This window comes from Streptomyces sp. NPDC001219 (assembly GCF_053597915.1).
The window spans coordinates 1-20,707 of the sequence record NZ_JBSFJF010000100.1 but is presented as its reverse complement, the minus strand read 5'-3'; the positions used below and the strand labels follow the sequence as shown (position 1 = coordinate 20,707).

The 20,707-nt window shown below is 73.5% G+C and carries 18 protein-coding genes; 9 read left to right on the top strand and 9 right to left on the bottom strand.

Going from position 1 to position 20,707, the window contains the following annotated elements; translation table 11 throughout:
- Positions 1 to 124 precede the first annotated feature (124 nt).
- On the bottom strand, positions 125 to 1,051 hold the full coding sequence (locus ACWC9R_RS34400; protein ID WP_450737515.1) for a Ppx/GppA phosphatase family protein: 927 nt from the start codon (positions 1,049 to 1,051) through the stop codon (positions 125 to 127).
- Between the two features lie 77 nt (positions 1,052 to 1,128).
- On the opposite strand from ACWC9R_RS34400, the gene ACWC9R_RS34395 reads away from it, so the two are divergent.
- Positions 1,129 to 1,992 carry a hypothetical protein gene (locus ACWC9R_RS34395; RefSeq protein ID WP_450737513.1) on the top strand — a complete coding sequence of 288 codons (864 nt, stop codon included), beginning with the start codon at positions 1,129 to 1,131 and terminating at the stop codon, positions 1,990 to 1,992.
- A gap of 42 nt (positions 1,993 to 2,034) precedes the next feature.
- On the opposite strand, the gene ACWC9R_RS34390 is transcribed toward ACWC9R_RS34395, so the two are convergent.
- On the bottom strand, positions 2,035 to 3,798 hold the full coding sequence (locus ACWC9R_RS34390) for a BACON domain-containing protein (RefSeq protein ID WP_450737511.1): 1,764 nt from the start codon (positions 3,796 to 3,798) through the stop codon (positions 2,035 to 2,037).
- Positions 3,799 to 4,044: 246 nt separating this feature from the next.
- Here ACWC9R_RS34390 and radA point away from each other — a divergent pair, with 246 nt between their 5' ends.
- Positions 4,045 to 5,457 (top strand): DNA repair protein RadA, encoded by a 1,413-nt coding sequence (gene radA / locus ACWC9R_RS34385; protein WP_450737510.1) that lies wholly within the window; start codon positions 4,045 to 4,047, stop codon positions 5,455 to 5,457.
- 125 nt (positions 5,458 to 5,582) lie between these two features.
- The gene (disA, locus tag ACWC9R_RS34380; RefSeq protein WP_362611353.1) at positions 5,583 to 6,707 is read left to right on the top strand and encodes a DNA integrity scanning diadenylate cyclase DisA; all 1,125 of its coding nucleotides are present in this window, start codon (positions 5,583 to 5,585) and stop codon (positions 6,705 to 6,707) included.
- Here the strand turns inward: disA and ACWC9R_RS34375 are convergent.
- Together ACWC9R_RS34375 and ACWC9R_RS34370 are read right to left on the bottom strand one after the other, a co-directional pair.
- The gene (locus tag ACWC9R_RS34375) at positions 6,704 to 7,210 is read right to left on the bottom strand and encodes a pyridoxamine 5'-phosphate oxidase family protein (protein ID WP_450737509.1); all 507 of its coding nucleotides are present in this window, start codon (positions 7,208 to 7,210) and stop codon (positions 6,704 to 6,706) included. The genes disA and ACWC9R_RS34375 overlap by 4 nt on opposite strands.
- A gap of 93 nt (positions 7,211 to 7,303) precedes the next feature.
- Positions 7,304 to 8,590 (bottom strand): globin domain-containing protein, encoded by a 1,287-nt coding sequence (locus tag ACWC9R_RS34370; protein ID WP_450737507.1) that lies wholly within the window; start codon positions 8,588 to 8,590, stop codon positions 7,304 to 7,306.
- Between the two features lie 313 nt (positions 8,591 to 8,903).
- Between ACWC9R_RS34370 and ACWC9R_RS34365 the strand changes: the two genes are divergently transcribed.
- The gene (locus tag ACWC9R_RS34365; protein ID WP_450737506.1) at positions 8,904 to 9,602 is read left to right on the top strand and encodes a response regulator; all 699 of its coding nucleotides are present in this window, start codon (positions 8,904 to 8,906) and stop codon (positions 9,600 to 9,602) included.
- Positions 9,603 to 9,733: 131 nt separating this feature from the next.
- Here the strand turns inward: ACWC9R_RS34365 and ACWC9R_RS34360 are convergent, their stop codons facing one another.
- The 4 genes from ACWC9R_RS34360 to ACWC9R_RS34345 form a co-directional block, all read right to left on the bottom strand.
- Positions 9,734 to 11,344 (bottom strand): GAF domain-containing protein, encoded by a 1,611-nt coding sequence (locus ACWC9R_RS34360; protein ID WP_450737519.1) that lies wholly within the window; start codon positions 11,342 to 11,344, stop codon positions 9,734 to 9,736.
- Positions 11,345 to 11,954: 610 nt separating this feature from the next.
- Positions 11,955 to 12,941, bottom strand: a complete 987-nt coding sequence (locus ACWC9R_RS34355) for an NAD-dependent epimerase/dehydratase family protein (protein WP_450737504.1) — start codon at positions 12,939 to 12,941, stop codon at positions 11,955 to 11,957.
- A gap of 244 nt (positions 12,942 to 13,185) precedes the next feature.
- Positions 13,186 to 14,001 (bottom strand): hypothetical protein, encoded by an 816-nt coding sequence (locus ACWC9R_RS34350; RefSeq protein WP_450737502.1) that lies wholly within the window; start codon positions 13,999 to 14,001, stop codon positions 13,186 to 13,188.
- 449 nt (positions 14,002 to 14,450) lie between these two features.
- Positions 14,451 to 14,780, bottom strand: coding sequence for a hypothetical protein (locus tag ACWC9R_RS34345; protein WP_450737500.1), 330 nt, complete (start codon positions 14,778 to 14,780; stop codon positions 14,451 to 14,453).
- Positions 14,781 to 15,672: 892 nt separating this feature from the next.
- On the opposite strand from ACWC9R_RS34345, the gene ACWC9R_RS34340 reads away from it, so the two are divergent.
- Together ACWC9R_RS34340 and ACWC9R_RS34335 are read left to right on the top strand one after the other, a co-directional pair.
- A complete protein-coding gene (locus ACWC9R_RS34340) occupies positions 15,673 to 16,632 on the top strand; it encodes an A/G-specific adenine glycosylase (protein WP_450737498.1) in 960 nt (319 codons plus the stop codon).
- 356 nt (positions 16,633 to 16,988) lie between these two features.
- Positions 16,989 to 17,594 (top strand): SigE family RNA polymerase sigma factor, encoded by a 606-nt coding sequence (locus ACWC9R_RS34335; protein ID WP_450737517.1) that lies wholly within the window; start codon positions 16,989 to 16,991, stop codon positions 17,592 to 17,594.
- 42 nt (positions 17,595 to 17,636) lie between these two features.
- Here the strand turns inward: ACWC9R_RS34335 and ACWC9R_RS34330 are convergent, their stop codons facing one another.
- The gene (locus tag ACWC9R_RS34330) at positions 17,637 to 17,927 is read right to left on the bottom strand and encodes a hypothetical protein (RefSeq protein ID WP_393358019.1); all 291 of its coding nucleotides are present in this window, start codon (positions 17,925 to 17,927) and stop codon (positions 17,637 to 17,639) included.
- Positions 17,928 to 17,949: 22 nt separating this feature from the next.
- On the opposite strand from ACWC9R_RS34330, the gene ACWC9R_RS34325 reads away from it, so the two are divergent.
- The 3 genes from ACWC9R_RS34325 to cseC are packed head-to-tail and all read left to right on the top strand — an operon-like array spanning position 17,950 to position 20,489.
- Positions 17,950 to 18,459 (top strand): hypothetical protein, encoded by a 510-nt coding sequence (locus ACWC9R_RS34325; RefSeq protein WP_450737496.1) that lies wholly within the window; start codon positions 17,950 to 17,952, stop codon positions 18,457 to 18,459.
- Between the two features lie 9 nt (positions 18,460 to 18,468).
- On the top strand, positions 18,469 to 19,179 hold the full coding sequence (gene cseB / locus ACWC9R_RS34320; protein ID WP_450737494.1) for a two-component system response regulator CseB: 711 nt from the start codon (positions 18,469 to 18,471) through the stop codon (positions 19,177 to 19,179).
- 8 nt (positions 19,180 to 19,187) lie between these two features.
- Complete coding sequence (cseC, locus tag ACWC9R_RS34315) at positions 19,188 to 20,489, top strand: two-component system sensor histidine kinase CseC (RefSeq protein WP_450737492.1); 1,302 nt, start codon at positions 19,188 to 19,190, stop codon at positions 20,487 to 20,489.
- The last annotated feature ends 218 nt before the right edge of the window (positions 20,490 to 20,707 follow it).

The window sequence follows — 20,707 nt, the reverse complement described above, 5'->3', positions numbered from 1 at the left end:
GTCTGGTGCGTGCGATCGCAAGGCGGAGGGTCGCCCCGATACTGGGCGTATCGGGGCGAACCCGACAACGCAGCGAGCGTGCGTGCCAGGCGCCGCGGGGCAGGCGGGAGTTTGACGACAGGTCCTAGGGCAGGTGGTCCAGCCGCCGCAGGATGACGCCCTCGCGCAGCGCCCACGGGCAGATCTCCAGCGTCTCGACGCCGAAGAGGTCCATGGCCGCCTCGGCGACCAGCGCCCCGGCGAGCAGCTGCCGTGAGCGGCCCTCGGACACGCCGGGCAGCGTCACCCGCTCCTCCGCGGACATCACGGCCAGCCGCGGCACCCACTCCTCCAGCTTCTTGCGGGTCAGCTCGCGCTGGACGTAGAGGCCCTCGGCGGAGCGCGCGGCGCCCGCGATCCGGGCCAGCTGCTTGAAGGTCTTGGACGTGCCGACGACCTGGTCGGGGGTGCCGTAGCGGCTGAAGTCGCTCACCACCTTGGCGATCTCGGCCCGCACCCGGCGGCGCAGCGTCCGGACGTCCTCGGAGTCCGGCGGGTCACCGGGCAGGTCGCCCGCGGTCAGCCGGCCGGCGCCCAGCGGCAGCGACACCGCCACGTCCGGGTCCTCGTCGAGGCCGTAGGCGATCTCCAGCGAGCCGCCGCCGATGTCCAGCACCAGCAGCCGGCCCGCCGACCAGCCCAGCCAGCGGCGGGCGGCGAGGAAGGTGAGCCGCGCCTCGTCCTCGCCGGAGAGCACCTGCAGCTCCGCCCCGGTCTCCTGGGCGACCCGGCGCAGCACGTCCTCCCCGTTGGTGGCCTCGCGAATCGCCGAGGTGGCGAACGGCAGCACGCTCTCGACGCCCTTGTCCTCGGACACCTGGAGCGCCTCGTGGATGGTGGCCACCAGGCGCTCCACGCCGCCCTCGCTTATCGCGCCGGCCTCGTCGAGGAGTTCGGCGAGGCGCAGCTCCGCCTTGTGCGAATAGGCGGGCAGCGGGCGCGCGCCCGGGTGTGCGTCCACCACCAGGAGATGGACCGTATTCGAACCCACATCGAGGACACCGAGTCTCATACGGGGAAACCTACTGCGCGCGCCACCCGCACTTGACGGCGCGGTCCGCACCCGTCGCTCCCCCTTACGCTGGAGTCGTGGCAAAGACGAAAAAGGCGAAGCACGAAAAAGCGCGCAAGAAGGAAGAAAAGCGGCGCGCCCAGGCGGCCGACGGGCCCGCGGTCCCGGCCGACGAGGTCGGGCTCGACTTCGCCCGCGCCTGGGTCACGTTCCCCGACCCCGCGGACGACGAACAGCTCTTCCGCTGCGACCTGACCTGGCTGACCTCCCGCTGGACCTGCATCTTCGGCAGCGGCTGCCAGGGCATCCAGGCCGGCCGGGCCGACGACGGCTGCTGCACGCTCGGCGCGCACTTCTCGGACGACGAGGACGAGAAGCGGGTGGCCGAGCATGTGGCACGGCTCACGCCCGACCTGTGGCAGTTCCACGACGTGGGCACCGAGACCGGCTGGACCGAGGAGGACGAGGACGGCGACCGGCAGACCCGGCGCTGGAAGGGCTCCTGCATCTTCCAGAACCGCCCCGGCTTCCCGGCCGGCGCGGGCTGCTCGCTGCACATCCTCGCGCTGCGCGAGGGCCGCGAGCCCCTGGAGACCAAGCCGGACGTCTGCTGGCAGCTGCCGGTCCGGCGCACCTACGACTGGATCGACCGGCCGGACGACACCCAGATCCTCCAGGTCACGATCGGCGAGTACGACCGCCGCGGCTGGGGCTCCGGCGGCCACGACCTGCACTGGTGGTGCACCTCCGCGACCTCGGCGCACGGCGCGGGCGAGCCGGTGTACGTCTCGTACAAGCCCGAGCTGACCGAGCTGATGGGCCCGGAGGGCTATGCCAGGCTCGCCGAGCTGTGCGAGGAGCGGCTGGCGGCGACGCTGCCGATGGCACCGCATCCGGCGGACCCGCGGCCCCTGCGACAGCAGGAGCAGCAGGAGCAGTAAGGGCGCGCACCGGGGCCGCGCGGCCGGGCGGGTGCGCCCGGCTCAGCGGGCCGGGTGCGTGGTGTTCGACGGCGTCGAGGACGGCTCGGGGCCGGTCGGCTTCGGGCTCGGCGACGTCGGGGTGGGCGACGGGGACGGCCGGGTCGGCGTGGGTGTCGGCTTCGGCGCCGGCGGGGTCGGCTTCGGGCGCGGGGACGTCGGCCGCTGCGGGCCGGGCGCCGGACCGGTCGCTCCGTGGCCGTGCATGGTGACGACGGTGCCGCCGGGCTCGATCGCGATCCGGGCCCGCCAGTGGCCCGCGGGCTCCCGGTCGTGGTCGATGTAGACGGTGATCGTCGTGGTCTCGCCGGGCCGCAGCGTGCCCGCCGTGTGGCTCATCTGCAGCCAGGCCGCGCCCGACGACGCCCGCCAGCGCACCGGGGAGCCACCCCCGGCGTTCAGCGTGAGGACCGTGGTCCGGCCGCGGGGTTCGGCGGCGATCGTCAGCCGGCCGGGGCCCGACTCCCGCCGGCTGTCCGGCCCGTCCGGCCGCTGCGGGGTGCCGTCCGCGCTGACCACCTCGACCGACACGTCGGACGTCCCGTCGCCCGCCGTGAAGCGGGGACCAGGCGTCGTCCTGGCGTTGCCGGCGTTCTCGTACGGGCTGCCGCCCAGCCGCGGCCCGGGTGCGGTGTCGCCGGCCGTCACCGAGGGCGCGTCGTCCGCCGCCACGTCCGTGGCCGGGGCGGCACGGTAGGCCGCCCACAGGGCCAGCACCGGCGCCGCGACGACGGTGGCGACCACGGTCGTGGTCAGCGCCCGGTTGCGCAGCCGGCGCCGCCGGGCCACCCGGTCCTTCGGGGGGCCCACGGGGAAACCGCTGCGGTCGTAGCGAGGAGAACCGTTTGCCCCACCGGCCCGGCCACCGCCGCCCGCCCCGGCCACCCCTTCCGCACGGCCCGACTTGGCCTGCCGGGCCGCCGCCAGCGCACCCAGCACGGCCTCCCGGGGCGCGGTGACCAGCGGCAGGGTGCCCTGGGCCACCGGCGCGGTGCCCGGCCAGGTCCCCGGGGCGGTGGCCCGCTCGGCGGTCCGCCGGCACTCGGCGCAGTCGTCGACATGCCGCACCAGCTCCCGGCTCAGCGCCGCGCCCAGCAGAACCTGGGTGTCGCCCGCCAGCTGCGCGACCTCGCGGCAGCGGCCGGACTCGACGACGGCCAGCGCCGCCCGGGTCCGTTCGACCTCGCAGGACGCGGTGGCCAGCAGTGCGCGGGTGGCGACCGGGTCGGCGCCGAGCACCGCGGCGGCCTCGTCCGCCGAGAGGTGATGGCGCACCGACAGCTCCAGCGCCTCGCGCTGCTCGGGGGTGGTGCCGGCGGCCTCCGGCCAGGCCAGCGCGGCGAGTTCACGCTGCCGGCGCTCGGCCTCGCGGGCCGCGCCGGGGCCCGGCTTCCCGGCGGGCGGCGCGGTCCGCTCGGCGAGCCGGCGCAGACAGGTCCAGCGGGCCAGGGCGTAGAGCCAGGAGCGGTACAGCGCCGGGTCGGCGGGGCGGCGGCCGCGGTGCCGTTCGGCCAGCGCGAGCATCTCGCCGAGCACCGCGGTGGCGGCGTCGTGTTCGCACAGCACCGACAGGCAGTAGGTGAACAGCCCGTCCAGATACGGCTGGTAGCCGTCGAGGCTCCCGTCCGGGGCGGGCGCGGCGTCCGTGCCGGGCCGCTCGTCGGGGCTGGGCCGCCCGGAGGGCTGCGGCCGGTTCCGGCGCCGCGCGTCGCCGCGCGACCGGTGTGCGCCGGTGGAGTGCGTGGGGTGCTCGGGCCTGCTGCTCATCACCCCGGCGACGGTAGGCGGATGATGCAGCCCTGCTTGCTCGCGTTGGACACTTTTAACCCTTACGGGTGACCATCTCCCTCAAAAGGGGACACGAATAGCTCTTTACACGGGCGGCGCGCTCCGTTCACGCCTCCCGGCCGACGCGTCCGCCGACGGCGCCGCCCCCACTCCGGACGATCTTCGAAGGGCCCGCACCACGGGACTCCCGGCGGCGTTGTCGGACCCCGCCGCTACGGTGACCCCATGGCAACGCGTAAATCCGCGGGCAAGGAGCGCCCCTCCTACCGCTGCACCGAATGCGGCTGGACCACCGCGAAGTGGCTCGGCCGCTGTCCCGAGTGCCAGGCATGGGGCACGGTCGAGGAGTTCGGCGGCGCCCCCGCGGTGCGCACGACCGCGCCCGGCCGGGTCACCACCGCCGCCCTGCCCATCGGCCAGGTCGACGGCGCGCAGGCCACCGCCCGCTCCACCGGCGTCCCCGAACTGGACCGCGTCCTCGGCGGCGGGCTGGTCCCCGGCGCCGTCGTCCTGCTGGCCGGCGAGCCGGGCGTGGGCAAATCCACCCTCCTGCTGGACGCCGCCGCGCGGGCCGCCTCCGACAGACACCCCACCCTGTACGTCACCGGCGAGGAGTCCGCGAGCCAGGTACGGCTCCGCGCCGACCGCATCGGCGCCCTCGACGACCACCTCTACCTGGCCGCCGAGACCGACCTGTCCGCCGTCCTCGGCCACCTCGACACGGTCAAACCGTCGCTGCTGATCCTCGACTCCGTGCAGACCGTCGCCTCCCCCGAGATCGACGGGGCGCCCGGCGGCATGGCCCAGGTCCGCGAAGTCGCCGGCGCCCTGATCCGCGCCTCCAAGGAACGCGGCATGTCCACCCTCCTGGTCGGCCACGTCACCAAGGACGGCGCCATCGCCGGACCCCGCCTCCTGGAACATCTCGTCGATGTCGTCCTCCACTTCGAAGGCGACCGGCACGCCCGCCTCCGCCTGGTCCGCGGCGTCAAGAACCGCTACGGCACCACCGACGAGGTCGGCTGCTTCGAGCTGCACGACGAGGGCATCACCGGCCTCGCCGACCCCTCCGGCCTCTTCCTGACCCGCCGCGCCGAACCGGTGCCCGGCACCTGCCTGACCGTGACCCTGGAGGGCCGCCGCCCCCTCGTCGCCGAGGTCCAGGCCCTCACCGTCGACTCCCAGATCCCCTCCCCCCGGCGCACCACCTCCGGCCTGGAGACCTCCCGCGTCTCGATGATGCTCGCCGTCCTGGAACAGCGCGGCCGGATCAGCGCCCTCGGCAAACGCGACATCTACAGCGCCACGGTCGGCGGGGTGAAGCTGACCGAGCCCGCCGCCGACCTCGCCGTGGCCCTCGCACTGGCCAGCGCCGCCAGCGACACCCCCCTGCCGAAGAACCTCGTCGCCATCGGCGAAGTGGGGCTCGCGGGCGAGGTCAGAAGGGTCACCGGAGTCCAGCGGCGGCTGTCCGAGGCGGCCCGGCTCGGCTTCACCCACGCCCTCGTCCCCGCCGACCCCGGCAAGATCCCCGACGGCATGCGCGTCCTGGAGGTCGCCGACGTCGGACAGGCCCTCGCGGTGCTGCCCAAGCGGGTCCGCCGGGAGCCCCCACAGGAAGAGGGCGCACGCCGGTAGACTTTGCCCTGGTCTCGCCCGTCACCGCAGAATTGCCTGTCGGCCACGTACGCTCCGGTGGTACGTCAACCACGGCATGGGCCGGGCGGCCTGCGGACCGACAGACCTTGCGACGGAGGAGTGCAGTGGCAGCCAACGACCGGGCATCGACTCCCGGCAGGTCCGGTGGCAGTTCCGGCACCGAGAGCCTGATGCGCGCCTCGCTGAGCGCCGTCGCGCCCGGTACAGCCCTCCGAGACGGTCTGGAGCGCATCCTCCGCGGCAACACCGGCGGGCTCATCGTGCTGGGCTTCGACAAGACCGTCGAGACCATGTGTACCGGCGGCTTCGTCCTCGACGTGGAGTTCACCGCGACCCGGCTGCGCGAACTCTGCAAACTCGACGGCGCCCTGGTCCTCGACAAGGACATCACCAAAATCCTGCGGGCCGGCGTCCAGCTGGTCCCGGACGCCTCCATCCCCACGGAGGAGACCGGCACCCGCCACCGCACCGCCCAGCGCGTCTCCATCCAGGCCGGCTTCCCCGTCGTCTCCGTCAGCCAGTCGATGCGCCTGATCGCCCTCTACGTCGACGGCGAGCGCCGCGTCCTGGAGGAGTCCGCCGCGATCCTCTCCCGCGCCAACCAGGCCCTGGCCACCCTGGAGCGCTACAAGCTCCGCCTCGACGAGGTCGCCGGCACCCTCTCCGCCCTGGAGATCGAGGACTTGGTGACGGTCCGCGACGTCACCGCGGTCGCCCAGCGCCTGGAGATGGTCCGCCGGATCGCCACCGAAATCGCCGAGTACGTCGTCGAACTCGGCACCGACGGCCGGCTGCTCACCCTCCAGCTGGAGGAACTCATCGCCGGCGTCGAGCCCGAGCGCGAACTCGTCGTCCGCGACTACGTCCCCGAGCCGACCGCCAAGCGCTCCCGCACGGTCGCCGAAGCCCTCGCCGAGCTGGACGCCCTCAGCCACACCGAACTCCTCGAACTCCCCACCGTGGCCCGCGCCCTCGGCTACAGCGGCGCCCCCGAGACCCTGGACTCCGCGGTCTCCCCCCGCGGCTTCCGCCTCCTGGCCAAGGTCCCCCGCCTCCCCGGCACCGTCATCGACCGCCTCGTCGACCACTTCGGCGGCCTCCAGAAGCTCCTCGCGGCCAGCGTCGACGACCTCCAGGCCGTCGACGGCGTCGGCGAGGCCCGCGCCCGCTCGGTCCGCGAGGGCCTCTCCCGGCTGGCGGAGTCCTCGATCCTGGAGCGGTACGTCTAGGACACCTCACCCGGCTCACGGCGCGCCCCCTGGGAGCGCGCGGTGAGCCGGACGCCCGTGACCAGCGCGGGACGGATACGCAGGGCGTGCTCCCGCGGCCTGTCCGTCCAGGGGTGCAGCGCCTCCCGGTAGTGCGCCAGATCCCGCGGATCGGTGACCGGCCGGCAGTAGCCGGTCACCACCACGCTCCAGCCGAGGTGCGTCACGGGGTCGAGGGCGTCCGCCTCGTAGGCGACCACCACGCCCTCACCGACGGCCTGTTGGGCCACCGACGCGAGCGCCGCACCCTCGTGCGTACGGAGCACGATCTCGCCCCGGTGCAGCAGATGGTTGACCGGGCGGATGGCCGGCAGCGCGTCCCGGGTGAAGACGATCCGGCCCAGCGACACACTGCCGAGCAGCCACAGCGCCTCCGCACGGTGCAGCGGGACGCTGTGCCGCGGCCCCACGCCCCCGGCCACCCGGGGCACTCCGGCACCGGACCGCGACGATGTGTCGTTCACCCTGTGCTCCCCTTGTCCGCCGACGCGATGACACGCCCAGTAGACGGTCAACGGGCACCGCGCACCAGGGCCGTTCGGCCCCGGCCGGACGGGTCAGGCGGCCGGCGAGTCGAGGACCGGGTCGTACCGGAGCTGCCCGGCCGGCAGACCGGCCGCGGTCAGCCCCGCCACCGTGGCACCGACCATCGCGGGCGGACCACTGACGAAGGCCAGATGGCCGGACCAGCCACCACGGCGCGCCACGGCCTCCGCCACCCGGCCGCCGCCCCGCCCGGCCCCGTCGCCGATCACCGGGACCACCCGCAGCCACCGGTGCCGGGCCGCCCACCGGGACAGCACCCGCGCGTCATACAGCTCCTCGCGACTGCGGGCCCCCAGAAACAGCTGCACCCCGCGCCGCTCCCGCACGGCCGGCCAGGCATGCCCGCCGACCCCGGCCCGGCGCAGCGCCAGCTCCTCCAGCAGCGCCTTGACCGGCGCCCACCCCGTGCCGCCCGCCACCATCAGCAGCTCCCGGGCCCCGCCGTCGTCGAGCGTCATCGTCCCCTGCGCGGGCCCCAGGCGCAGCGAGTCCCCGACCCGGGTGTGCGCCACCAGCGCCTCACTGACCCCTCCGGTGCCGGTCTGCCGCACATGGAACTCCAGCTCGTGCGCCGGCCGCGGGGCACACGCCAGGGAGTACTGCCGCCAGGCCTGCGGCAGCAGCGGGGACTCGACGGCGGCGTACTGGCCGGCCCGGTACGGATACGGCTCACCGGTCCGCACCCGCACCACCGCGAGATCCGGGCGGCGCCGCTCATGGCCGACCACCGTGCCCCGCCAGTACGCCGGTTCGGCGAGGGTGGCCTCCGCACCGTCGACCATCGCCGCCACGGCGAACCGCAGCATCCGCACCCACGCCTGCTCCGCCTCCGCGCTCCAGCCCGGCCCCGCGGTGTCCCGCAACGCCACGCACAGGGCGGCCTCGAACGTCTCGAAGTGCACCGGCCGCACCCCGAGCTTGCGGTGGTCCCGGCCCAGCCGGCCGAAGAACGCGGCCACCTCGTCCGGGCGGTGCAGATTCTCGATCAGGTAGCGGAACGCACGGGCGAGATGGGACCGCTGGAACTCCATCGACGCGGGAAACAGCCGCCGCAGCGAGGGCCACCGCGCGAACATCTCGTCGTAAAGGCGGCCGATCAGCACGTCGAACGGGGTCACCAGCGGCAGTGTGGCCTCGATCAGCCGTTGGTCGGCGGCACCGTCGTAGGGCACCGCCGCCGCTAAGTCCGGCTCCGGCGCCCGGTCCTGGCCCAGCATCCGCCGCCTGAGCCGCATCGCGTCGTGCCGGGCCAGCAGGGCGTGGTACTCGCTGCCGACGGTGTCCGTAAAAGCCTCCATGGGCGGACCTCCTGGCTGCGACGACGGCCTCCGGCGAGACGCCGGGGATGCCGTCGTCCGGGAAAGGGGCGCCAGTATGGCACCGGGCCGACGTGCCCCACCGGCCCTCCCCACCAGGGCCGTTCGGCCCTTTCGCGCCCGCCGCGCACCCCGCGAGACTCAGCACCGGGGCCCGTACCGAGCGGGCTTCGGAGTCCGTACCGGGCAGCCCAGGAGTCCGTACCGGACGCCACGCCCCCGCCGGGGCCGGACACACTGGGAAACCCTCGACGGACGGCATCCCGCACGATCCGGGCGACCAAGCGAGCACTGAATGAACCTGCCTACCGCACCCACCGCACCCCTGCGGGTCTTCGTCCTCGACGACCACGAGGTGGTCCGCCGCGGAGTGCGTGACCTCCTCGAAGCGGAGGAGGACATCGAGGTCGTGGGCGAGGCGGGCGACCGCCGGCAGGCTCTCGCCCGGGTACCGGCCGCCCGCCCGCAGGTCGCGGTGCTCGACGTCCGCCTCGGCGGCGGCGACGGCCCCGCCGGCGATCACGAAGGCATCGAGGTGTGCCGGGAGTTGCGCGCCCGGATGCCGGAGCTGGCCTGCCTGATGCTGACCTCCTTCGACGACGACGAAGCGCTCTTCGACGCCATCATGGCGGGCGCCTCCGGATACGTCCTCAAGCAGATCAACGGCTCCGGCCTGGTCCACGCGGTGCGCACGGTCGCGGCGGGCGAATCCATGCTCGACCCGCGTACGGCGTCCCGGGTGATGGCGCGGCTGCGCGGCCCCCGCGAGGCGCCCACGGCACCGCCGTCGGAGCTGGACCGGCTCTCGCCCCGGGAACGGGAGGTACTGGAGCTGATCGGTGCCGGCCTGACCAACCGGGAGATCGCCGACCGGCTGTTCCTCGCAGAGAAGACCGTCAAGAACCGCGTCTCGTCCATCCTCGCCAAGCTGGGCGTGGGCCGCCGCGTCCAGGCGGCGATGGTCGCCGAACGGGTACGGGGGGAGCGGGACTGAGGGGCGCGGGGCGAGGTGGGGGCTGGGTTGTTCGGATCTACGGGGCGTCGGTGGTGCGGGGCCGGGTCCGGGGGCGGCCCCGGATTCGGACCGGCCCCGGACCGGGCTACGACTACGGCTACGGCTACGGATCAGCCCGTGAGCGGGACCCGCCACACGATCCGGGTACCGCCGGACTCCGGCGACCCGATCGTCAGCCGGCCCCCGTGCATCTCGGCCCGCGCCCGCATATTGGCCAGCCCCCCGGTGTGCGGCGCGCCGCCCACGCCCACGCCGTCGTCCGCCACCGTCAGCGTCACCTCGTCCGCCACGGTCAGCGCGACATCGAGGCGCCGGGCGCGGGCGTGCCGGGCGGCGTTGCTGAGCGCCTCCGCGGTCACCGCCAGGATGTGCGGGGCCAGGTCGCCGGGGACGTCGGTGTCCGCCGGGCCGTCGATCCGCAGCGACGGCGTGAAGCCCAGCGTGCGCGACGCCGTCCGGACGGCGTCGGTGAGCCCCCGGCGCAGACTCCCGCTGTCGGCGCCGTCCCCGGCCGTGCGCAGCTCGAAGATGGTGGACCGGATGATCTTGATGGTGGTGTCCAGATCGTCGACCGCCCGCCCGACCCGCTCCACCGCCTCCGGACGGTCGATGAGCCGGGTCGCGCTCTGCAGCGTGATACCGGTGGCGAACAGCCGCTGAATGGCCAGATCATGCAGGTCACGGGCGATGCGGTCACGGTCGTGGAAGACCGCCAGCTCCTCCGGCTCTGCCCGCCGCCGCCCGAGTTCCAGGGCGATCACGGCCTGATCGGCGAAGCCTGAGATCAGCTTCACCTCGCTCTCGTCGAAGGCCGGCCGCCCCGCCAGCCGGCACAGCCGCAGCGCCCCGCACCCGACGTCGACCTGCAACGGCACGGCCACCACCGGCCCGTACTCCTCGTCCGCCCCACCGCCCGGACCGAGGTGATGGGCCCGCGGGTCGCTCCGCACATCGGAGCTGACCACCGGCTGCCCGGTGCGCGCGGCCCTCCCGGGCAGCGACCCCTCGGCCGGCACGGTCAGCCCCGCGATACGGCTGGCGCCCACACCGTGCGCCACCGCCACCGTCAGCCGGTCCGGCTCCGACGGCACCGGCAGCAGGACGGCCGCGCAGTCCGCGCCGGCGACCTCCATGGCCCGCTCCGCGATCAGCCACAGCACCTGGTCCGCCTCCGTACCGGACAGCAGGCTCCGGGTGATCTCCGCCAGCGCCTCCAGCCACCGCTCCCGGCGGCGGCTCTCGTGGTACATCCGGGCGTTGTCGATCGCCACCCCCGCCGCGATGGACAGGGTGGTCACCACCGCCTCGTCCTCGGCGTCGAACGAGCCGCCGCCCCGCTTCTCGGTGAGGTAGAGATTGCCGAACACCTCGTCCCGGACCCGGACCGGCACCCCCAGGAACGTCCGCATCAGCGGATGGTGGCCGGGAAACCCGTAACTGTGGGGGTGGCTGGTCAGATCGGTGAGCCGCAGCGGCTCGGGACGGCGGATGAGCTCACCGAGGATGCCCCGGCCGCACGGCGACGGGCCGATCGCCGCGATCAGCTCGTCGGCCATCCCCACCGGCAGGAACTGCGAGAGCCGCTGCCCGTCACCCACCACACCGAGCGCCCCGTACTCCGCGTCGGTGAGGGTGACCGCCGCCTCCACGATGCCCCGGAGCACCTGCGGCAACTCAAGCCCCCGCCCCAGCCCCATCACGGCGTCCAGCAGACTGCGCATCCGGTCCGCCGGCGGACGGGGGTGTGGCCAACGCGCCTCCGGCGCGGGCCCCTTCGGATCGGACATGACCGCACTGCCCCCCACTGCCCCGAAACCGTCCCCGAACAGCAGCGTACGCGAGCACCACGACCACCCCACCCGGTCCCACAGCGACCGGCCACCCCTCCCCCAGGGTCACCCGGCCCACCGAAAAGGGCTGTTCGGCCCTGGGCCCCCGGCACCCCCACGACCGACCATGGTGCCGCCGGGAAGGGCCGAGTCTCCCCCGTGCTCATGTCACGGCCCTTTCCGGCGTCGGGGTGGAGTACCGGCTGGTTTGCGGTCCGGTTCCACTCGACGGCCCTACGTCCGGCCGCTGTACGGCGTGGCTCGCGGGTACGCCGGAGGGGCCAACTCCATTGACTGACCGGCCCGATGGGATGGATGGGGCCAGGCCGACCCTGGCCCGACCATCACCGAGGCCGCGACCGCTCATCCCGGCAGGGCCACTGCCGACCCCGGCCCACTCACCCCGGCGGGGTCGCGGCCGGCCCCCGGCCCGCTCATCCGGTCAGCGCCACACCCCACCACCCGGCAGAACCGTTCACTCCCCGCCGGTTGAGCCACACCCTCACCCCCGCAGGACCGCGGCCTCCTTCTCCGGGCTCAGCCCCACCACCGGCCGGTCCGGGCGCTGCGGGGCCACCCCGCCGATGCTCCGGAGCCAGGCCCAGGTGTCGGCGACCGTCTCGCCAACGGGACGACAACGCAGCCCGGCTGCCAGGGCCTTGGACACATCGGCCCCGAAGACCGCGTTCCTCAGCTCACCGTCCGCCGGCCAGACCGGGAGTTCCCTCCAGGGCTCGACACCGGCGGCGAGAACCTCCTCCGGAGCGGTCCAGCGCAGCTCGGCGTCCGCGCCGGTGGCCGCCACACAGCTCTCCAGGAACTCCCCCATCGTGGCGTGCCCCGCCGCGCTCACCAGGTTGTACGCACCGCCGCGCCCGGCCTCCAGCGCGTCGAGCGTCCAGGCGGCGAGGTCCCGGACGTCGATGTACTGCAGCGCCAACTCCCGCGGCCCCGGCGCGAGGACCGGGCCACCGCGGGCGATGCGGCCCAGCCACCACGGCAGCCGCCCGATGTTCTCGTACGGCCCGAGGATCAGCCCGGCGCGGAGCAGCAGCGCCCGCTCCCCGAACGCCTCGGTCGCGGCCAGTTCACCGCCCCGCTTGGCCTGCGCGTAGTCCTCCGCGTCCGTGGCGTCGGGGGACCCGGTCGCCAGCGGGGCCTGCTCGCCGTACGGGGAAGCGGGCGGAAACGCGTACACCGAGGTGCTGGAGACATAGGCGTAGCTCCCGACCCGCGGGGCCAGCAGCCGCGCCGTGTCCCGCACCGCCGACGGCGCACCGCTCCAGGTGTCGACCACGGCGTCCCATTCGCCCTGCTCCAGGGCCGCGAGCCCCGCCGCGTCGCCACGATCGCCGTGCAGCGCGGTCACCCCCTCCGGCGGGGCGTGCTTCCCCCGGTGGAACACCGTGACCTGCCACCCCCGCGCCAGCGCCGCCTCGACGACCGCCCTGCCCACGAACTCCGTACCACCCAGCATCAGTAGCCTCATGACGGCGACTGTGCCGGACGGCGGCAACCGGGACCAGCGCCCCACGCTCTCAGCGGAATCCCTCTGAGCAGAACAACCGGAAGACAACCGTCCGCCACCGCCACCCCCGGGCCGCCCCTCGGCCTCGCCCCAGGGACCGGCCCCGGCCCGGCGCCCGGTGCCCAGCCGTCAGCCCCGGCCTCACCGGCCTCAGCCTTCGCCGACGACCGACAGCGTCTACCGCTTGGCTCTAAGCACTTGGCCCTCAGCCCTCAGCCAGGACGAACGTCGTGCGGGCCGAGTCCAGCCCCGGCACCTTGGCCTCGATCTCATACTTCCCGGCGGGCACCTTGGCCGCACTGGGCGTGCTGCACTGCGGGGCGCTGGCCCGGCGGTCCCACACGATGGTGCGCTCCACGGCGCCCTTGGCCGGCACCTTCAACAGCGCGGGCGCGGTGCCCGAAGGGCAGTCGTTCGAGGCCCACACCGGTTCGTCACCCGCGGCATCGCTGATGGTGAGCACCGTGGCCTTCTGCCCGAGGTCCACCTTGCAGGCCGCCCCGGCCGCGTTCTCGACCGTCAGCTCGAACTTCGGCCGGGCGCCGGGCGCGTAGGAGCGTTTGACGCTACGGAGATCCAACTCCGCCTTGCCGGAGACACAGTTGGGAAGCGAGACCCCTGCCTGGACGGCGTTCTTACCGGAGCCCTGCCCGATCGGCCCGCCCCCGGAACCGGAACCACCGGCCCCGGCACCGCCCCCGGAACCGTCGTCGTCACCGCCCGCGGCACCCGAGCCGCCCGAACCGGAGCCGGACCCCTCGTCGTCGCCCGACTCATCGCGCCCGCCCGGCTTTTGGTCGCTCGCCGGGCCACTGGCGGAAGGCCCCGGCGTGATGGACGTCGCGGGGCCCTTGCCGTGCGCCCCCTTGCCCTCATCGTCGCTCTTCCCGGCGCCCCCGCCCCAGTTGAGAGCCCACACCACCAGCAGGGCGAGCAGGACGATGATGGTCAGCGCAACAGCCCTCCGCCGCCAGTAAATGGAGGAGGGAAGCGGCCCGATCGGATTGCGCAGTGATCCCACGCGGAAACTCTACGAGAGATCGGCCCCCGCACCGGCCAGTACCCGCCGCATCCGGCTGCAACTTTTCCCATGATCGGCCCGGAGCCACCACCCCACCCCCACTTCCACCCCGAAAGCACCTGACGCCCGCCGGCTCTCACCCCACTCCACTCCAGCCACACTTTCACCATCCGCACCCGCGCCGACCACCGACAACGGCGCAACTGTCCTGACCCGCAGACCCGTTGATCAACACGGAACCTCGGCACCTCGCCGCCTCAGCGGACGCAGCTGCCTCAGCGCCCTCTGTGCCCCCAGCGACCTCGGCGGCCTCACCACCCCAGCCCCCCCTCGCCCCAACCGTGTCGTCCCAGCTGTCTCAGCACCCTCACCGCCCGGGCCACCTCACCGCCCGGATCACCTCACCGTCCGGATCACCTCAGCGCCCGGGCCGCCCCCCCCAGCGGGGCTCACCGTCCCGACCACTCCTCCTTGTGGCCGAAGCCCTGCCCGTTGTCGATCAGGCGCAGCCAGTCGGGGCGCAGCTCCCACAGCGTGGTCCGCTCCAGGGCAGCGCGCAGCCGGTCGCTCGCCGCGACGAACGGGAACCGCTCGACATAGACCTGCCAGCCGGCCGCCCGCTCGGCCCCGGTCAGCGGGCGGCAGCGCCCCCGCCCCTGAATCCCCGTCAGACCGCTCCACTCCTGGCCGTCCCGCTGCGCCGTGAACGCGACCCGCGCGTCAGGCTCCGCGAGGGCCCGGCCATGCCGCGTCGTGGTCGCGGTGACGAAATACAACACGGGCCCGGCATCGGCGGGCCCGGGGTCGGGGCCGGCAGAGGCAGGACCGGGGCCGGGGCCGGCGGGCCCAGCCCCAGCCGCCCCACCGCTCTCCCCACGACCCTCCGCCTCACCGGCCGCCGCGCGAGCCTCCCCGCCCTCCGCGTCGGTCGCGTACAGCACCGCGCAGGCCTGCGGCCCGTCCTCATCCACGTACGCGAGCGTCATCGTCGTATGCGCGGCCAGCGCACTCCGGATCGCCGCCGGACAGGCCGGACCACCGCCCGGCCCGGCCGAGCCACCAGGTCCGGTCGGCCCGCTCGACCCCACGGCTCCGCCCGCCCCCGCCGCATCCTTCGCACTCGCCACACCGTTCGCACTCCCCGCGCCATGCACTCGCGCGGCGCCGCCCGGCACTGCCCCGTCGGCTGTGCCGTCGCCCGTGCCGTCCGGTTCGTTCATCTCCGCCATGCCCGCATCCTTGCTTGCCGCCTCCTTCTATTCCAGCAACGATTACTGAGAGTAGCCAGTTCCCGTCGGGGCGTGGTCGCGAGCGCCACACGCCGGGCCCCGCACGCCGGGCCCCGCACGCCCACCCCCGCACGCCACGCGCACCCCCCACCCCCACCCCGCGCCTTCCCCTCCCCCACCCACCACCTGACCGCCAGTCACCCACCCACCAACCGTCCGTCCCCCGCCCCTCCCACCAACACCGCCCCACCACCCGGCCACCGCCCCACTCCCAACCGATCCGCCCCTCACCCCCAACCACCCCGATCCCCCCACCCCCTCCCTACCCCCCAGTAGCCACCCCCCCAAGAGCCCCCAGCCGTCCTGCGTGTGGGTGGCGTGCGGCGGGGCGGGCCCGGTGCGTTTCCTGGGGGGCGCCGGACGTGCCAGGATCGGCAGTGCCATGACTTCGACGCCTGTCACCACCACTGCCACGACCGCCGCCGCCGAGACCGCTTCCGCCGCCGACGCGGCCGCGGAAGCCGCCGACGGGACCGTGCTGCACGGCCCGGTCACCGACTGGTTCGACGAGCACGCCCGCGATCTGCCCTGGCGCCGCCCCGAAGCGGGGGCCTGGGGTGTGATGGTGAGCGAGTTCATGCTGCAGCAGACCCCGGTCAGCAGAGTGCTGCCGGTGTACGAGCAGTGGCTGGCCCGCTGGCCGCGCCCCGCCGACCTGGCCGCCGAGGCGCCGGGCGAGGCGGTCCGGGCCTGGGGCCGGCTCGGCTATCCGCGGCGCGCCCTGAGGCTGCACGCCGCCGCGTCCGCGATACAGGAGCGGCACGGCGGTGACGTGCCGCGGGAGCACAGCCAGTTGCTGGCGCTGCCCGGTGTCGGCGAGTACACGGCCGCGGCGGTGGCGTCCTTCGCCTACGGGCAGCGGCACGCGGTGCTGGACACGAATGTGCGCCGGGTGTTCGCCCGCGCGGTGGCGGGCCGCCAGTTCCCGCCGAACGCCACCACGGCGGCGGAGCGCAAGCTGGCGCGTGCGCTGTTGCCGGAGGACGAGCAGCTGGCGGCGCGCTGGGCGGCGGCCACGATGGAGCTGGGCGCGCTGCTGTGCACGGCGCGTGCTCCCGAGTGTCACCGTTGTCCGATCGCCGCGCAGTGTGCGTGGCGGCAGGCCGGGTCTCCGGCGCACGACGGTCCGCCGCGGCGCACCCAGTCCTATGCCGGTACGGACCGGCAGGTGCGCGGCAAGCTGCTGGCGGTGCTGCGGGAGGCGGTGACGCCGGTGCCGCAGCAGGTGCTGGACGCGGTGTGGGACGAGCCGGTGCAGCGGGCGCGGGCGTTGGACGGGCTGGTGTCGGACGGGCTGGTCGAACCGTTGGCCGGGGGCCGGTACCGGCTGCCGCTGACGTAGCGCGGCTGTCACACGGACGGGTAACAGGAGGCGCGGTTGCTGCGGCGGCCGCGCCTCCTGGCGTGACGGATGTCTGCCTGATTGGTTGTCACCTTTCGGGCAGCATGACCGGAAGGTGACTCGATACGGCCTGAAGGAGGCGCTCGTCGAGCGTCGTTGCCGTCGCGTCGCGGCTGGTAGGCCTTGTGGCGGGGGTGCTTCTCCCCCCGGAGGAGGACGTGTGGGGGCCCGCTGTCCGTCCGAGGTATGACCCCTGGCGCGCTGTTACACAACCGAGGGTTTTCCGTGCTCTCGCTGTGGGGCCCACGCACATTACGTCGCAACACCCTCTCCGTAGCGTCTTCCTCGTGCTGGAGATGACCATCAGCACGGTCAACGTGGGGAAACGAAAGCGGATCGGAGGCGTCGAGATGGCGACCAGCGGCGGCAAGGTACTGGACTTCGAAGAGTACGTTCGTACGCGGCAGGAGGCCCTGCTGCGGAGCGCCCGGCGCCTCGTGCCCGATCCGGTCGACGCCCAGGACCTGCTGCAGACGGCTCTGGTCCGCACGTACGGCCGCTGGGACGGCATCGCGGACAAGTCGCTGGCCGACGCCTACCTCCGCCGCGTCATGATCAACACGCGGACGGAGTGGTGGCGGGCGCGCAAGCTGGAGGAGGTGCCGACCGAGCAGCTTCCGGACGCGAGTGTGGACGACGGCACCGAGCAGCGCGCCGACCGTGCCCTGCTGATGGACATCCTCGGGGTGCTGGCGCCGAAGCAGCGCAGTGTGGTCGTGCTGCGACACTGGGAGCAGATGAGCACGGAGGAGACCGCGGCGGCGCTCGGGATGTCGACGGGCACCGTCAAGAGCACGCTGCACCGTGCGCTGGCGCGGCTGCGCCAGGAGCTGCAGATGCGTGATGTCGACGCGCGGATACTGGAGCGTGGCGAGCGGGAGCGGGAGCGGTGCGCGGCCTGACGGGTCGCGTACGGTCCGCTGAGCACGGCACGGCACACGACATCACCCCAGATACCACACGAAATCTATCCTTACCGGTGAATACGGGCAGAACGACAGGTGCCTTACGGTTCCGGGCCCGACGCGCGACAATCGCGTCAGGAGCAGCAGCGGGATCAGCGGCTGTGCGAGCAGCACGGTGAGCGGGAGCGGATTGTCCAGGAACAGGTTGACCAGGATCGGGTTGACCAGATGCGGCGCGGCCACGGCAGGAGTGGCCGCCGTCGGTCTTTTGCTGGCCGGATGTAATCCGGGGGGCGAGGGTGTGCGCAGCGAGGGCTCCGCGAGCAGCACCCCGGTGCCTCCCAAGGGCCCGGTGAGCGGCACTCCCAGCCCGGCCTCGACCGCGGACTACAAGAAGGTCGACGCGGTCCAGCTGCTGAAGGACGACCCGAAGGTCGGTTCGTTCGTGAAGAAGTCGCTCGGCAAGCCGTGCGCGGCGGACGAGTACCCGGTCGAGGTGACCTATGCGTCGCTGACCGGCGGCAAGGCCCCTGATGTCATCGTCAACGTGATGACCTGCGCGGATTCCGTCGGGATCGGCTCGTACGTCTTTCGCAAGCGCGGCGGTGCGAAGGGCGGGTATGAAAACGTGTACACGAACGAGCAGCCTTCGGTCTCCGCCGCGGTCAACAAGGGCGAGCTGGAGGTCTCGAAGCAGACCTATGACACCGATGACAAGGTGTGCTGCCCCTCGGGTGAGGACGTGATGCCCTACCGCTGGGAGGGCGACCGCTTCGTGGAGCACGGCGGCTATCACACCGACTACAGCAAGACCACCGTCGACGGCGACACGCCGGACGACGGCAAGGGAACGGAGGGTTGAGACAACCGCATGGCCGAGACCCATGTGCTCTTCGTCGAGGACGACGACGTCATTCGCGAGGCCACCCAGCTCGCTCTGGAGCGGGACGGTTTCGTGGTCACCGCGATGCCCGACGGGCTCGCGGGGCTGGAGGCGTTCCGTGCGAACCGTCCCGATATCGCGCTGCTCGATGTGATGGTGCCGGGGCTCGACGGGGTCAGCCTGTGCCGGCGTATCCGGGATGAGTCGACGGTGCCGGTGATCATGCTGTCGGCGCGTGCCGACTCCATCGATGTGGTGCTCGGTCTGGAGGCCGGCGCCGACGACTATGTCACCAAGCCGTTCGACGGTGCGGTGCTGGTCGCCCGTATCCGGGCGGTGCTGCGCCGTTTCGGGCACGCGAGCGGCCCGGACCGGGGCGGGGCCGCGGGGGCCGAGGCGGATCATCCGGCCGAGGCGGTGCTGCGGTTCGGTGATCTGGAGGTCGACACGGAGGGCATGGAGGTGCGCAAGGACGGCCGGAACGTCGCGCTGACGCCCACCGAGATGCGGCTGCTGCTGGAGTTCTCCGACGCACCGGGTACGGTCCTCTCGCGTGACCGGCTGCTGGAGCGGGTCTGGGACTACGGCTGGGGTGGTGACACCCGGGTGGTGGACGTTCATGTCCAGCGGCTGCGCGGCAAGATCGGCCAGGACCGGATCGAGACGGTCCGCGGCTTCGGATACAAACTGAGAGGCTGACACCGCCGGTGGTCAGGCTGGCCCTGCGGACAGGGCTGCGATGGAAGCTCAGCGCCGCGATCGCGCTCGTGGGAGCGCTGGTCGCGATCGCGCTGAGCCTTGTCGTGCACAACGCGGCCCGGCATTCCATGCTCGGCAACAGCCGTGACGTGCAGATCGAGCGGCTCAACTTCACGCAGAAGATCTTCGAGTCCACCAACCGGCTGCAGTTCGGCGCGCGGATCGACGATCCGGCGCTGCCGCAGCCGCTGCGGGACGAGGTCGCCAAGAACAAGCGGGCCACCTACCTCCAGGACACCGGGCAGACCGCCCCCGAGGTGTGGGCGGCCTCGCCGCTGAGCAACGGCCGGGTGCTGTCCGTGCACGACCGTTTCCCGGACCGTTTCAAGGTGCTGGACGATCTGGACAAGGCTCTGGTGATCGGCTCGACGGCGGTGGTGGTCGGCGGCTGCGCGCTGGGCGTGCTGGTTGGCGGGCGGTTGTCGAGGCGGCTGCGCAAGGCGGCCGCTGCGGCCGGCAAGCTCGCGGACGGCGACACCTCGGTCCGTATCCGCGACGAGGTCGGCAGCGGCCGGGTGCGGGACGAGACCGATGATCTGGCGTGGGCGGTGGACGCCATGTCGGACGCTCTGCAGGAGCGGATCGAGGCGGAGCGGCGGGTGACCGCCGATATCGCGCACGAGCTGCGCACTCCGGTGACGGGTCTGCTGACCGCCGCCGAGCTGCTGCCGCCCGGCCGGCCCTCGGAGCTGGTGCGGGACCGGGCGCAGGCGCTGCGCACCCTGGTCGAGGACGTGCTGGAGGTGGCGCGGCTCGACGGTCACGCGGAGCGGGCGGAGCTGCAGGACGTGATGCTCGGTGAGTTCGTCACCCGCCGGGTGCGTGCGCTGGGCCAGGACATCGTCATCGATGTCGTACGGGATGCCGAGGTCACCACCGATCCGCGGCGGCTGGAGCGGATTCTCGGCAATCTCATCGCGAACGCGGCCCGGCACGGCCGGCCGCCGATCGAGGTGACCGTCGAGGGCCGGGTGCTGCGGGTGCGGGACCACGGTCCGGGTTTCCCCGAGGCGCTGCTGCGGGAGGGGCCGAGCCGTTTCCGTACGGGCAGCAGCGACCGGGCGGGCCGTGGCCACGGGCTGGGGCTGACGATCGCGGCGGGCCAGGCCCGTGTCCTGGGCGCGCGGCTCACCTTCCGTAACGCGGATGAGACCGATGGTTCGACGGGTGCGGTGTCCGTGCTCTGGCTGCCGGAGAACGCTCCGACCAATACGGGGAGCTTTCCGGTGATCCATCTTCCGGATCGTTAGGCGTTGTGGGGGGCTTCCCACGTTGTCGGCTTTACCGCCGTGGGGGCCTCGTGCCGTTTCGGGTCCGCTGCGCGGGGCTTGGGTGCGGGTGATGCTTGCGCTTCCCCGCCGTTCGCGCCTGCGGCGGGCCGGTCCGCTGCGCGGGGCTGTCGGGGTGCGGGGACGGGCCTCCGGGGCCTGGTGTGTGGACTGCTTCGCTTTACGTCCACACACCAGGC

Coding starts and splice junctions, on each gene's coding strand:
- ACWC9R_RS34390 (WP_450737511.1), bottom strand. CDS start 3,798: ATGAGCAGCAGGCCCGAGCACCCCACGCACTCCACCGGCGCACACCGG.
- ACWC9R_RS34400 (WP_450737515.1), bottom strand. CDS start 1,051: ATGAGACTCGGTGTCCTCGATGTGGGTTCGAATACGGTCCATCTCCTG.
- ACWC9R_RS34355 (WP_450737504.1), bottom strand. CDS start 12,941: ATGAGGCTACTGATGCTGGGTGGTACGGAGTTCGTGGGCAGGGCGGTC.
- radA (WP_450737510.1), top strand. CDS start 4,045: ATGGCAACGCGTAAATCCGCGGGCAAGGAGCGCCCCTCCTACCGCTGC.
- ACWC9R_RS34335 (WP_450737517.1), top strand. CDS start 16,989: ATGACCATCAGCACGGTCAACGTGGGGAAACGAAAGCGGATCGGAGGC.
- ACWC9R_RS34365 (WP_450737506.1), top strand. CDS start 8,904: ATGAACCTGCCTACCGCACCCACCGCACCCCTGCGGGTCTTCGTCCTC.
- ACWC9R_RS34370 (WP_450737507.1), bottom strand. CDS start 8,590: ATGGAGGCTTTTACGGACACCGTCGGCAGCGAGTACCACGCCCTGCTG.
- cseB (WP_450737494.1), top strand. CDS start 18,469: ATGGCCGAGACCCATGTGCTCTTCGTCGAGGACGACGACGTCATTCGC.
- ACWC9R_RS34340 (WP_450737498.1), top strand. CDS start 15,673: ATGACTTCGACGCCTGTCACCACCACTGCCACGACCGCCGCCGCCGAG.
- ACWC9R_RS34360 (WP_450737519.1), bottom strand. CDS start 11,344: ATGCGCAGTCTGCTGGACGCCGTGATGGGGCTGGGGCGGGGGCTTGAG.